Source organism: Mesorhizobium sp. WSM4989, from assembly GCF_029625795.1.
In the GTDB taxonomy this organism is placed as follows: Bacteria; Pseudomonadota; Alphaproteobacteria; order Rhizobiales; family Rhizobiaceae; genus Mesorhizobium.
Window position 1 is genome coordinate 412,205 of sequence record NZ_JARTVN010000003.1, and the last position, 12,687, is coordinate 424,891.

Sequence of the window (12,687 nt, forward strand, 5' to 3'; positions counted from 1 at the left end):
CTGTCCGGTTACGCAGTTCACCCGCCCGGGTGCCGGACCGCGGTGGCCAGCGTGTGCTCCCATCCCTCGCCGGCCGCCAAGATGCAACTCTGGCCCTTAACGTCGGTCATCAAGATGGTCCAGGTTCCGCTCGCCGACACAAACACCTCGAAGATGGCGACGTCTCCACCCAGGCCATAGCCCAGCCGCTTCTCTTCGAACGTCTCTGCCAGCCCCGCGACCAGATCGTCATGGCCCCCGCAGAGGACTTGCGCCTGCACCGGGACTGCCGGCAAAGCCATGACGGCGCCGGCGACTGCCGCCTTCACCACTCGGAACGAAAATCTGCGTGCCATGGGCACCTCCTTCGCCGTGGCATTCCGGCAAGAGAGGCACATTCGGCCGCCTCAGTGTGCCGGAACGCTCCAGGCCGGACTCGACGTCGCCATCACGTCACTCCTTCTGGTTTCCGGTCTGTCGCAGGGAGATTTATCACTCCCTGCATTCGATATGGTGAAGCTGCGCCCGGTAGACAAGCGGGCGTTGATGCGGGCGCCGGCGCGGCTTTCACTGAACGAGCCGTGGCGCCAGTGAGTGTTAGGCTCCCGGCACGGCTGCCGTGACCGTCGGGCTGTCCCAGCCTTCGCCAACGGACAGGATGCAGCTCTGCCCCTTGGTATCGGAGGCAAGAACGGTCCAACTGCCTTGGTCGGAGACAAAGATCTCGAGCACGACGTTCGGATTGATCAGCCCGCGCCCTGCCTCGCTTTCGTGGAACTTGTCGCCGAGCGCCTTGATGATGTCGGCGCGTGGTGCGCATTGTGCTGCCGCATTGGCCTGGCCGACCGACAGCGCTGCCGCCGCAAGGCACATCGTCGTCGCCATAAGAAATCGTGTCATCCGACACCTCCTCGCGCCAGACGAGAACCCCGGCTGCCACCGGCGCTGTTTGATTGGCCTGCACGCATGGCAGGAATACAGCCTAAGGCGAATGGCGGCCTGTTGGTTCCATGGAATCATTAGGAGGTGCGGATGCAGCCTCGACGTGTCTCGTCGCAAATCATGCATCTGAAGTTGCAAGCGACGACCGGGCGAGACGACAAGCTACGCCAAATATCGATGAGGTGAAGGACAACCAGCCTCCTCTGCAAGGCCCCAAACAGAAAGCGCGGGTGCAAACCGCGCTTTCTCACGAGGCTCTCGAAAAAACCGTCCGGTCAGTTCATCGTCGGGATGACGAACTCGGCGCCGTCCTTGATGCCTGCCGCGTGCCCGCAGCCGCAACGCGGCGAGGACGCGCGGCCGAAAACCGTCCGGTCAGTTCATCGTCGGGATGACGAACTCGGCGCCGTCCTTGATGCCGGACGGCCAGCGCGAGGTGACCGTCTTGGTCTTGGTGTAGAAGCGGAACGCGTCCGGGCCGTGCTGGTTGAGGTCGCCGAAGGACGACGCCTTCCAGCCGCCGAAGGTGTAGTAGGCGATCGGCACCGGGATCGGCACGTTGACGCCGACCATGCCGACCTGGACCCTGGAAGCAAAGTCACGCGCGGCGTCGCCGTCGCGGGTGAAGATGGCGACGCCGTTGCCCATCTCGTGGTCGTTGGCGAGGTTGATGGCGTTCTCATAGGTCGGCGCGCGCACCACCGAAAGCACCGGCCCGAAGATCTCTTCCTTGTAGATGCGCATCTCCGGCGTCACGTTGTCGAACAGGCAGCCGCCCATGTAGTAGCCGTTCTCGTAGCCCTGCATCTTGAAGCCGCGGCCATCGACAACCAGCTTGGCGCCTTCCTTGACACCGATATCGACATAGCCCTTGACGCGTTCCAGGGCTTGGCGTGTCACCAGCGGGCCGAAATCGGCCGAGGAGTCGGTCGACGGACCGACCTTCAGGCTTTCGACGCGTGGTACCAGCTTTTCCATCAGCCGGTTCGCGGTGTCGTTGCCGACCGGCACGGCCACCGAGATCGCCATGCAGCGCTCGCCGGCCGAGCCGTAGCCGGCGCCGACCAGCGCGTCGACCGTCTGGTCCATGTCGGCGTCGGGCATGATGATCATGTGGTTCTTGGCGCCGCCGAAGCACTGCACGCGTTTTCCCGCCGCGCAGCCGCGCGCATAGATGTACTGCGCAATCGGCGTTGACCCGACGAAGCCGACGGCTTTGATGTCTGGATCGTCGAGGATGGCGTCGACCACTTCCTTGTCGCCGTTGACCACGTTCAGCACGCCTTCCGGCAGGCCGGCCTCGATGAACAGCTCGGCGATGCGGATCGGCACGCCCGGGTCGCGCTCCGAAGGCTTCAGGATGAAGGCGTTGCCGCAGGCGATCGCCGGCGCGATCTTCCACAGCGGGATCATCGCCGGGAAGTTGAACGGCGTGATGCCGGCGACGACGCCGAGCGGCTGGCGCATCGAATAGGTGTCGATGCCCGGACCGGCGCCGTCGGTGAACTCGCCCTTCATCATATGCGGCGCGCCGATGCAGACCTCGACCACTTCGAGGCCACGCTGGATGTCGCCGCGCGCGTCGGCAATGGTCTTGCCATGCTCGCGCGCCAGGATGTCGGCCAGCTCGTCATAGTCGCGCTGGACCAGTTCGAGAAACTTCATCAGCACGCGCACGCGGCGCTGCGGGTTGGTGGCGCCCCACTTGATCTGCGCGGCCTTGGCGTTCTCGACCGCGGCGCGCAGCTCCTGCGCCGAGGCCAGCGCCACCGTAGCGCGCACCGAGCCGTCCATCGGCTGCATGACGTCCTGCTTGCGGCCGCTGGTGCCGGCGACACGCTTGCCGCCAATGAAATGACCGTACTCGATCATGGGTTCTCTCCCTGTTTTGGTGATGAGGCATTGTCCGCCTTTGCGTCCGCAATGGCAACGCGAGCTAGAACGCAACCGTTGTGCGCGAAATAGACAGCGGCAGTCGGACGTGCATTAATTGCCGCAAAAGGTGATGATGATCGGTCATTGAAAGGATCGAAGATTGAGTTCCTTCACTCCCCCCTCTGTCCTGCCGGACATCGCCCCCGCATGGGGGGAGATTGGCAGTTTCATCGCCGGGGCTCTTCCTGCACCGTTGGCGATTGGCGAAAGCGAACGCGACATCCGATCTCCCCCCTTGCGGGGGAGATGTCTGGCAGGACAGAGGGGGGTGGGCGGGAACGCAGCGCTGGCGACTAACCTGGACCATCCCCATGAACTGGGATGATGTCCGCATCTTCCTCGCCGTGGCGCGCGCCGGCCAGATCCTCGGCGCGGCAAAACGTCTGGAGCTCAACCACGCCACCGTCTCGCGACGGCTCGCGGCGCTCGAGGAAGCGCTGCGGACGAAACTCCTCCGCCGCCTGACCACCGGCAGCGAGCTGACGCCGGCCGGCGAGCGCTTCCTCGACATCGCCGAGCGCATGGAGAGCGACATGATCGCCGCGCGATCGACCATCGCCGGCGAGGGCGACGACGTCTCCGGCACGGTGCGCATCGGCGCTCCCGACGGTTTCGGTGTCGCCTTCCTCGCCAAGCGTTTGGGCGAGCTGACGGCGCTCCACCGCGAGCTGACCATCCAGCTGGTGCCGGTGCCGCGCTCCTTCTCCCTGTCGCGGCGCGAGGCCGACATCGCGATTACCGTCGAGCGGCCGACCGAGGGTCGATTGGTGGCGGGAAAGCTGGTCGACTATACGCTCGGCCTGTTCGCCTCCCGCACCTATGCGGAAGCCAACGGCCTGCCGAAGTCAGCAGCCGAGCTCGATCGGCACACGCTGATCGGCTATGTGCCCGACCTCATCGTCAGCCCTTCGCTCGACTATGCCGCGGAGTTCAGCCCGGACTGGCGCACCAGCTTCGCCATCTCGTCAGCGCTTGGCCAGGCGGAGGCGGTGCGCTCGGGCGCCGGCATCGGCATCCTGCATACCTTCGTCGCCCGCTCGATGCCGGAGCTGGTGCCGGTAGACATCGTCGCGCCCATCCGCCGCGCATACTGGCTGGTCTATCACGAATCAGTGAGGCCGCTGCGCCGGGTCCAGCTCGTCGCCAATTTCATCACCAGGGTGGTGGAGCGGGAAAAGGGGTTGTTCGTCTGATGCCGCCCAAAAAGGCCGACCCGCTTTGGAACCGCCTTCAAGGCGCATCGAGGACGAAAGAATTCACAACCTGTCGGCCTCAGCGGCGAGCGGCGCCCACATCCGGCCGGCTTCCTCGGCGCTGTTGCCCATGAGCCCGCAGGTGACTAAGCCGTAGTGGCGGTCGCGTATCGAAATCGCGATCCTGGCGTGGCCGTAGAAGCTGACATCGCCGTCGCCGAGGTGGAAATCCATGTCAGCCATCCGCACGGGATAGCCGTCCGGGAGTCGCGCCAGCCTGTCGTTGCTGAAACTGCCCGAAGCGAAGGCGGAGCCGACCCGCCTTGCGCTTGCCACAAAATCGGCCAGTGTGGCACCAGTGCTTCGCCATGCCATGGCAGGCGAGGGGGAATCTGGGAAAGCCGGCGCAGACATGCGAGCCATTCTTGCCATCCTGCCGCTGCTTTGCCTCTCCGGCTGCGCCAATCCGTGGGCCAGGGTTCCCGAAGCGGAACTGCCGAAGTCGATCCGCTATGCGATGGCCCGCCCCTCGCCTTTCGTCTTCGGCAATTATTGCGGTCCCGGAACCCGTACCGGCGATCTCTCGGCCACCCCGGTCGACCGGCTCGATGCCGCCTGCCGGATCCACGATGCCTGCTATATCGCCCGCCACAATCATTGCGATTGCGACGGCGCGCTGATCGCTTCGGCAAGGACGATCCGCGGCGACAAGACGGCGCCAAGGAAGATGCGCGGCGAGGCCGAGCTCTTGATAGCCACCTTCGCGCTTCCGGTCTGCAAGGTCTTTCCGCAGGGCTTCATGCCGCCGCGCGACCCCGCCCAGCTCAAGGTCATGAACGGGGCGACCGGGTGAGACCGGGAGCCGTCGTGACAAGGCTGCTGCTTGGCCTGGCGCTGACCGCGCCCGCCGGGTGCGCCGGCATGCCGGGCCGTTCCGCCTGCGCCTTCTTTCCGGGAGACGGGGCCTGCGCGCGTGCGCCCATCTCGGCGGATCGAAGCGGCGCCGAGATCGCCAGCGCCCGCTACTTCGCGGACAATGGCAATGCCGCCTATGAAAAGCGATTCGAGGCGTTGCTGGCCCAAAGCCGAATCGATGCGCTCGACCGCACCAACGGCACCGGCCGCTTCGGCCGTGACTGGCGCGACGTCCACAATGATCGTTTCCAGGCAACTTATCCGGCCCTGCGACGGCTGGCGAAGCCGCTCGACAGCACGGAGCAGCCGCTGGCTTCAGGCAAACCGGGCGAAGGCCATTTCACCGGTCGCTGGCGCATGTCGCGCCAGACGCTCTATCTCGACGCTGCCGCCAGGCCGTCCGCCCCCAAGAGCTTCAGCTTCTCCGGTCTGCAGGCGCGCTCGGTCGAGATCGTGCTCCGCCAAGCCGGCCGGCAAACGGTCGTGATCGGCGGCAGCTGCGACGGATCGCTGGCGATGCGCGTCTCGGGCCGGTCGCGCACAATTGCCAAAGGTGCCCCGTTCCATCTCAGCCTGCCGGCGGCCGAGACATCTGCCAGCCTGTTTCCAAGCGAAGCGCTCACCCGCTGCGACCTCACCGTCAGCTCCAGCCTCGCGCCGTCCGGCGCGAAGCTGACCATCCTGCGCGAGGAGGCCGCCGACCCTTGGATCACGGCACTCGACAGCCGCTATGATCGTTGTCCGGTGCCAGATCCGGCCGGGCTCGAAGCGCTCGACCGCGCCTTTTATGCCGGCCGCTGGCTGTCGCAGACCTGCGCGCTGCCGCTCGGGTCGCCGACCCTGCTGCGCAAATCGCGCGACGGCTTCAATTCCAAGGTCGAGGCGCTGCTCGGCAAAACGCTGCCCGACAGCGCCTTCGACAAGGCCGATCCCGAACTGCCGCTCGATTTCTCCAACGCGCCGAGACTCAAGCTGATCTATCTGTCGTCGCTGGAGTTCAAGGCGGACTTTTCCGGCCGCATCATGGAGCGGCTGATCCGCCACCACGCGGCGCTCGGCACCAAGGTACGCATCCTGGTCACCGACGTACTGGAGCGCGACAAGGACGACGCCCTGCTGCATCGGCTGGCGGCGGAGTTTCCCAATGTCCAATTGCAGGAATATCGCTGGCAGGCCGATCACGGCGCGCCGATCGACGAGCAGCTCTCACAGCTGCACAAGACCCATCACATCAAGATGCTGGCGACCCTGGCCGAGGAACCCGGCCGCTCGCGCGTCATCATCGGCGGCCGCAACATCCATGACGGGTTCCTGTTTCATAGGCCGATCGACCTGTCGCGCTACCCTCAGCTGCAGCAATACGGCAAGACCGACGGCTTCTCGCTCAACTACTATTCCAACTGGAGCGACTTCGACATCGAGATCGCCGACCCGGCGACGGTCGAAACGCTGGCCGCGCATTTCTCGACCGTCTGGCTGCGCGATGCCGACACCAACCTGTCACGGCCGTTTTCCATTCCGGTTCGTTCCGGTGGCCATCCGCAAGGCGTGGTGCGGCACTTCATTTCCGTGCCTTACGCGGACGGGCATGCACTGGAAAACTACTTCGTCGAACTGATCGACACCGCCGAGCATCGCATCGAGATCGTCAATCCCTATCTCAACCTCACGCCCAGTATCGCGAGAGCGTTCGATCGGGCGCTGGCCCGCGGCGTCAAGATCGACGTCGTCGGGCGCATCGATCTCAAGGGCGACATAGGCGGCCGCTTCCTCACCGCGCTCAACAAGCTATTCGTGGAGAAATATGGCGACCGCATCAACATCCGCGAATTCAAGGCGCCCGACGTGGTGCTGCATTCCAAGATCATGATGATCGATCAGCGCCTGGTGACGATCTCCTCGGTCAACCTCAACAATCGCAGCTTCGTCCACGACTCGGAAAACGGCATGATGGTGCTCGATCCGGCCTTCTACCGCCGCATGAAGTCGGTCTATGACGACTATCTCGCCCATTCGCAGCCGGTCGCCACCAATGTCACGATCGGCTGGGCTTACCGGCTGCTGTTCAGCAATGGGTGGGTGAAACAGGCCTTTTAAATCAAGCCTTGATGTAGCGGTCCGGGCTGAGGTCGAGCGCGTTGATCTCCGGCACCCGGTTGGAAATGATATCGGCAAGCACTTTCGCCGAGCCGCAGGCCATGGTCCAGCCCAGCGTGCCGTGGCCGGTGTTGAGATAGAGGTTGGACAATTCGCTGCGCCCGACCAGCGGCGGCCCGTCGGGCGTCATCGGCCGCAAGCCACACCAGAAACTCGCCGCCTTGAGATCGCCGCCGCCCGGAAACAGGTCGCCGACGGAGTGCTCGAGCGTGCGGCGGCGCGATTCATGCAGACGAAGGTCGAAGCCCGAAATCTCCGCGGTGCCGCCGACGCGGATGCGGTCGCCGAGCCTGGTGATCGCCACCTTGTAAGTCTCGTCCATGATGGTCGACACCGGCGCCGCCGCCGCGTCCGTTATCGGCACCGTGATGGAATAGCCTTTGACCGGATAGACGGGGATCGGCCGTTTCATCTTGCGCATGAAGGGAGCCGAATAGCTGCCAAGCGCCATCACATAAGCCTCCGCCGTTCGCCAGCCCTTGTCGGTGCCGACCTGGACGACGCGGTTTCGGTTCCTGACGACGCGCCGGATGCTCGTGCCATATTCGAAGGCGACACCGCGCGCCACGCAAAGCTCGGCCAGCTTGTCGGTGAACATCTTGCAGTCGCCGGTCTCGTCGCCGGGCAGCCTCAGCCCACCGACGAATTTTTCCCGCACACCGGCCAGCGCCGGCTCGGCCGCGATGCAGCCGTCCCGGTCGAGGAGCTCGTAGGGAACGCCATATTTTTTCAGCACCTCGACATCGCCGCCGGTGCCGTCGAGCTGCTTCTGCTTGCGGAAGAGCTGCAGCGTGCCCTTGGCTCGCTCGTCATAGCTGATGCCGATCGTAGTGCGTAGCGCCTTCAGCGTGTCGCGGCTGTACTCGGCCAAGGGCACCATGCGCGACTTGTTCAGCGCATAGCGCTGGGCCGTGCAGTTGCGCAGCATCTTCAAGAGCCATGTCCACATATGCGGATCGAAGGCCGGCCGCACCACCAGCGGTCCGTATTTCATCAACAGCCATTTGACGGCTTTCACGGGAATGCCGGGCCCGGCCCATGGCGAGGCATAGCCCGGCGACACTTCGCCGGCATTGGCGAAGCTGGTCTCCAGCGCCGGTCCCTGCTGCCGGTCGATCACCGTGACTTCATGGCCAGCCTCGGCAAGGAAGTAGGCGGTGGTGATCCCGATCACACCGCCGCCCAGCACCAGGACTTTCATTCTATTGCTCCTCAAACCGATCATGCCGCCGAAGGGCCGGGATCGTCGCCTTCTGTCTGCCGGATTTTGCCGCCCCCGCCAAGGGGCCAACGATCGCCTGCGGCGCTGTACACCAGCCTGGGGCCACGGGGTCGCTGTCCGGCAGTCCGAGCCGCCTGATGCTTGGCCTCCGGCTGGTAGGCCACATCCTCGAGAAGGATGCGCTCGCGGCTGCCGTCGGGGCGCTCGGCCACTACCGACTGGCCCGCCCTCATGCCGAGCAGGCAGAGGCCGCGCCAGGTGCCGAGCGGCAGGCCGAATCCGACAGGAGCGGAGGCGTCGCCCAGCATCAACGTCCTCGTCTCCGGGGCTCCGTCGTTGATCCGGAAGACTACCCGGCTGTTCAGCGTGGCGATGTCGGGCTCGACCATGCCGGCCGGGATGATGTTGCTCTCGGCGAGCTTGCGTTCGAGCATCGGCACGATCGCGTCGGCAAAGGCGCGCCGGCGCATCAGCATCGCTTCGAGAACCGCGAGATCCTTCGTCGTGAGACGATAGATGGTCCTGGTCATGGCGCTCTCCGCGACGCGGATTGCTCGACCGCGTGGATGGTCGCCGAAAGCACCCGGCCGTCGCGGCTTCGCCAGGAGACTGTGCGGCCGGCACGCGCGCCGATCAGCGCGGTTCCGAGCGGCGTCAGCACCGAGATGCGTTTTTCGGCGATGTCGGCCTCGGCGGGATAGACTAGCGTGACGCGCTGAATGCTTCCTTCCCCGTCGTGAAGCGTCACCGTCGTGCCCATCCGCACGACATCGGCTGGCATCGCCGCTTCGGCGGCGATCCGCGCGCGGTCCATCTCGGCGAGCAGGTCCTCGGCCATCTCGGGCGTCCGCTCGAGAAAGGCTCTGGCAAGGCCGCTGAGCCGGTCGTGGTCCGCGTCGCTGACGAGGATCGTGTTTCGGGAACGCGATTGGGTTGTGGCATTCATGGCAAACCTCCTGGATTTGCACGTCGACGAACCGACGCGCACTGCAGCCCGCTCAAAGGCGGCGACGAAGAGCCGACAGCCGCGAAAGGCTGGCTGGCTCGATGACGATGTCAGGAATTCAAATGCCCCGGCTCGGCGGTCGCCAACACGACCGCGCCGGGGCTACGCTCCCGCGATGGGGCAAACCCTGAAAAAGGTTCTGCTATGGGCAAGGTTGCTCATGCCTCGACCCTTGCCGAGATGCATCGGCTTGTCAAGCAAGCCGCCCCTTTCACCCGCCGATGTAGCGGCGGTGAAAGCGCGCACCCAAGCTGGCCAGCACCTCGTAGCCGATGGTTCCGGCATGTGCGGCCGCGTCGTCGAGGCTTTGCGACGGCCCGATGAGCTCGACGAGGTCGCCCTCGCCCAGTTGATCGACCGGAAGCGCTGAAATGTCGAGGACAATGGAATCCATCGATACCCGCCCGACGAAAGGCAGCCGCACGCCCTCAAACCAGGCGGCCGACGCCGCGCGCCGGTGCCAGCCATCGGCATAGCCGAGCGAGATTGTCGCCAGCCTGAGCGGTCCGCGCGCATGATGGGTGTGGCCGTAGCCGACGCCGGCGCCGTCTTCGACGTTGCGCGTCTGAGCCACCTTCGCCTGCAGCCGGACCACCGGCATCATCGGGTTCGCCTCGCCCGGCGTTGGGTTGATGCCGTAGAGCGCCGCGCCCGGCCGCGCGAGGTCGTGGTGGTAGGCCGATCCGAGAAAGATGCCGGACGAATTGGCAAGCGAGGCCGGCGCCTTGGGCAGCATCCCGCGCAGCCGCTCAAACGCGAGCCGCTGCGCTTCGTTGGCAGGATTGCGCGGCTCGTCGGCGCAGGCGAGATGGCTCATCACCAGGCGGATGTCGATGCCGCCGAAAGCATCCGCCGCGAGCGCCTCGACGTCAGCCGTCGGCATACCGAGCCGTGACATGCCGCTGTCGACCTGAACAGCGGCCGGCAGCTTTCGGCCGGCGGCAAGCGCCGCTTCACGCCACGCCCTCAACTGAGCGGTGCTGTTGATGACAGGATGAAGCCCAGTCGCGATCGCTTCCGGCTCGGAGCCCGGCGGCAGGCCGTTGAGCACAAAGATCTCATGTCCGGGTCCAAGCGCCTTGCGCAGCGCGATGCCCTCGCCGAGCAGCGCGACGAAGAAGATCTCGCAGCCTTCCTTCATCAGCGCCGATGCCACGCGCGCTGCGCCGAGGCCATAGCCGTCGGCCTTGAGCACGCCGGCGCAGCGCACGCCCGCCAGCCGCGCCTTCAGCCGCCGGTAGTTCTCGCGGATGGCGCCAAGATCGATGGTCAGGATCGCGCCGGCTGCGGTTTCGCTGGGCATAAAGCCGCTGGTGGCGGTCGTTTGCGGCAAAGACGTTTTGGTGCCGGTCATCGGGGCAATTGCGTCAGACAAAGACGGGTCACACTTGTTGCGGAGCTGCTTGCTTCTCGACGCCGGCGAAGTGCGCTTGTCGCGCGTCGTTCATGTTTGCCTCTTTGCCTGCGGCGCATCTGCATCAACAAAGCATGATCTCGACTACGGTGCCAACCTCTTCGCTAACCGAACTTAGTTGGAAGCGCGCCTGCCATCGCCTAGCGAGCAAGATGCTGGAACGCGGCCACCACCTGCTCGTAGACCTTGCGCTTGAACGGCACGATCAGGTCGGGCAGCTCCCGCATCGGCCGCCATGCCCATTGGTCGAATTCGGCCTTGTGGCCGCCCGGCGGCGGATTGATCTCAATCTCGCTCTCGTCGCCCTCGAAGCGGTAGGCGAACCATTTCTGCGTTTGGCCGCGATAGCGGCCCTTGAAGGCGACGCCGACCAGATGCGGCGGCAGGTCGTAATTGATCCAGTGCGGCGCTTCGGCAAGCAGCGACACGCTGCGCATACCGGTCTCCTCGTAAAGCTCCCGCTCCGCCGCCGGGAGCGGCTCCTCGCCCTCGTCGATGCCGCCCTGCGGCATCTGCCAGAGTTTCGTGGTGCCGGAGAATTCGCTGTCCGGCTCGGCGATGCGATGCCCGACCCAGACCAGCCCGGCCGGGTTGAGGATCATCAGCCCGACGCAAGGGCGATAGGGCAGCGTTTCGGGATCGATCTTCTTGGCCATCGTTCAGATTTCCAGCCGTTTTGGAGATGCATTCAGGCGAAAGGGTCGGCGTCAGCCTTTTTGCGGATCGATCGCCACCGCCGAAATCGGCACGATCTCGATGCCGCGCTTCTTTGCTTCTGCCACCCAGGACGCAACCGTGTCGACGGTGATATCGAAGGCCGAGCCGATGCCGACGGCGCTGCCCTTGGCGCGTGCCGTCGCCTCGAGGCTGTCCAGCTTCTTGAGGATTTCGCCGCGGTCCTGCACCGCGTCGATCGCCATGTCGCCGGCGACGAACGGGACGCCATCCTTCAGCGCGAGGTCGGGCGCCAGGCTCCGCGCGGAGGAGCCGTCGTCGACATAGGCGAGCCCGCGCTTGCCGAGCTCAGCCATGAACGGGCCCATCGCGTTTGCATCAGCCGAGAAACGCGCGCCCATATAGTTCATGACCCCGGTATAGTTGGTCGTCCTCGACAGCGCCCAGTGCAGGCTCTTCAGGTTCTCGTCCGGACTCGCATCGACCGTCAGCGTGTTGCGTCCCGGATTGACGCTGGGATAGTCGAACGGCTCGAGCGGTATCTGCATGACGATCTCATGTCCGCTCTGGCGCGCCGCCTTCATCCAGCGGTCGATGCTGTTGCCCTGCGGCGCGAAAGCCAGCGTCACCTCGGCGGGCAATTTGGCGATCGCGGCCTGCGTGCCGGTCTGGGAGACGGCGAGCCCGCCGATGACGATCGCCACGCGCGCGCCGCGCGCTCCGGACCAGGGCCGCGCATAGACGTCGAACGGTCGCCGGCCATCGGCGGAGCGCACCGGCAGCGGGCCGCCGTCGCTCGCCTCGATCAGCGCCCTGTCGGGAATATGCGCGACCTTGAGATTCTGGCTGAGTGTGGAAGGATCGCGGATGACGATACCGGCCTTCGGCGGACCATCGCCCTCTTCAGACTGGACATGGATGATTTGCGGGCCATCGCTCTTCATCGGCGTGCTCGCATTGGGCTTCGCCGCCGCCACCTCGGCCGGTGCCGGCGTCGGCGCCGGTGCCGGCGCGGGAGCCGGTGCCACGATTACCTTCGGCGTCGAAACGGCCGTCTCTTGCGGTTTGCGGAAAGGTTTTTCACGCAACGCGATCGCACCGGAAATGCCGACCACAGCGAGGATGGCGACCGCCGCGCCAAGCGTGTCGGCGCCGAAGGTGCGCGAGGCAGGGCGCTCTGGCCGGAGCGTCTGTCCGAGCGGGCGTTCGATGTCCTTGCCGATGTCAGCCAAGCCGCATCCCCAGACCC

General features: G+C 65.5%; 13 protein-coding genes. 3 read left to right on the forward strand and 10 right to left on the reverse strand.

The annotated features are described in order from the left end of the window. Positions 1-17 precede the first annotated feature (17 nt). The 3 genes from P9217_RS26910 to P9217_RS26920 all read right to left on the reverse strand — a co-directional run bounded on the left by P9217_RS26910 (position 18) and on the right by P9217_RS26920 (position 2,793). Positions 18-335 (reverse strand): hypothetical protein, encoded by a 318-nt coding sequence (locus P9217_RS26910; protein ID WP_067319522.1) that lies wholly within the window; start codon positions 333-335, stop codon positions 18-20. Positions 336-576: 241 nt separating this feature from the next. After that, positions 577-879 carry a hypothetical protein gene (locus P9217_RS26915; protein ID WP_278088167.1) on the reverse strand — a complete coding sequence of 101 codons (303 nt, stop codon included), beginning with the start codon at positions 877-879 and terminating at the stop codon, positions 577-579. A gap of 417 nt (positions 880-1,296) precedes the next feature. Next, complete coding sequence (locus P9217_RS26920; protein WP_067319526.1) at positions 1,297-2,793, reverse strand: CoA-acylating methylmalonate-semialdehyde dehydrogenase; 1,497 nt, start codon at positions 2,791-2,793, stop codon at positions 1,297-1,299. A gap of 374 nt (positions 2,794-3,167) precedes the next feature. On the opposite strand from P9217_RS26920, the gene P9217_RS26925 reads away from it, so the two are divergent. Continuing rightward, entirely contained in the window at positions 3,168-4,049 is an 882-nt protein-coding gene (locus P9217_RS26925; RefSeq protein ID WP_278088168.1) for a LysR family transcriptional regulator, read from the forward strand. A gap of 63 nt (positions 4,050-4,112) precedes the next feature. Here the strand turns inward: P9217_RS26925 and P9217_RS26930 are convergent, their stop codons facing one another. Next, a complete protein-coding gene (locus P9217_RS26930) occupies positions 4,113-4,283 on the reverse strand; it encodes a hypothetical protein (protein WP_278088169.1) in 171 nt (56 codons plus the stop codon). A 178-nt stretch (positions 4,284-4,461) separates the two neighbouring features. Between P9217_RS26930 and P9217_RS26935 the strand changes: the two genes are divergently transcribed. Both P9217_RS26935 and P9217_RS26940 read left to right on the forward strand, forming a co-directional pair. Then, a complete protein-coding gene (locus tag P9217_RS26935; protein WP_095782605.1) occupies positions 4,462-4,902 on the forward strand; it encodes a hypothetical protein in 441 nt (146 codons plus the stop codon). Positions 4,903-4,970: 68 nt separating this feature from the next. Next, positions 4,971-7,061, forward strand: a complete 2,091-nt coding sequence (locus P9217_RS26940; RefSeq protein WP_278088177.1) for a phosphatidylserine/phosphatidylglycerophosphate/cardiolipin synthase family protein — start codon at positions 4,971-4,973, stop codon at positions 7,059-7,061. A 1-nt stretch (position 7,062) separates the two neighbouring features. Here P9217_RS26940 and P9217_RS26945 read toward each other — a convergent pair whose 3' ends face one another. The 6 genes from P9217_RS26945 to P9217_RS26970 form a co-directional block, all read right to left on the reverse strand. Then, on the reverse strand, positions 7,063-8,322 hold the full coding sequence (locus tag P9217_RS26945) for a D-amino acid dehydrogenase (protein WP_278088170.1): 1,260 nt from the start codon (positions 8,320-8,322) through the stop codon (positions 7,063-7,065). 20 nt (positions 8,323-8,342) lie between these two features. Then, positions 8,343-8,873 carry a nucleoside-diphosphate kinase gene (locus P9217_RS26950; protein ID WP_278088171.1) on the reverse strand — a complete coding sequence of 177 codons (531 nt, stop codon included), beginning with the start codon at positions 8,871-8,873 and terminating at the stop codon, positions 8,343-8,345. Then, positions 8,870-9,289 (reverse strand): nucleoside diphosphate kinase regulator, encoded by a 420-nt coding sequence (gene rnk / locus P9217_RS26955; protein WP_067319541.1) that lies wholly within the window; start codon positions 9,287-9,289, stop codon positions 8,870-8,872. The genes P9217_RS26950 and rnk overlap by 4 nt, the downstream gene beginning before the upstream one ends. Before the next feature lie 271 nt (positions 9,290-9,560). Next, on the reverse strand, positions 9,561-10,703 hold the full coding sequence (gene alr, locus P9217_RS26960; protein WP_067319543.1) for an alanine racemase: 1,143 nt from the start codon (positions 10,701-10,703) through the stop codon (positions 9,561-9,563). Positions 10,704-10,903: 200 nt separating this feature from the next. Further along, the gene (locus P9217_RS26965; RefSeq protein ID WP_067319545.1) at positions 10,904-11,419 is read right to left on the reverse strand and encodes an RNA pyrophosphohydrolase; all 516 of its coding nucleotides are present in this window, start codon (positions 11,417-11,419) and stop codon (positions 10,904-10,906) included. Between the two features lie 51 nt (positions 11,420-11,470). After that, a complete protein-coding gene (locus tag P9217_RS26970; RefSeq protein WP_095799739.1) occupies positions 11,471-12,670 on the reverse strand; it encodes a divergent polysaccharide deacetylase family protein in 1,200 nt (399 codons plus the stop codon). Between the last annotated feature and the right edge of the window lie 17 nt (positions 12,671-12,687).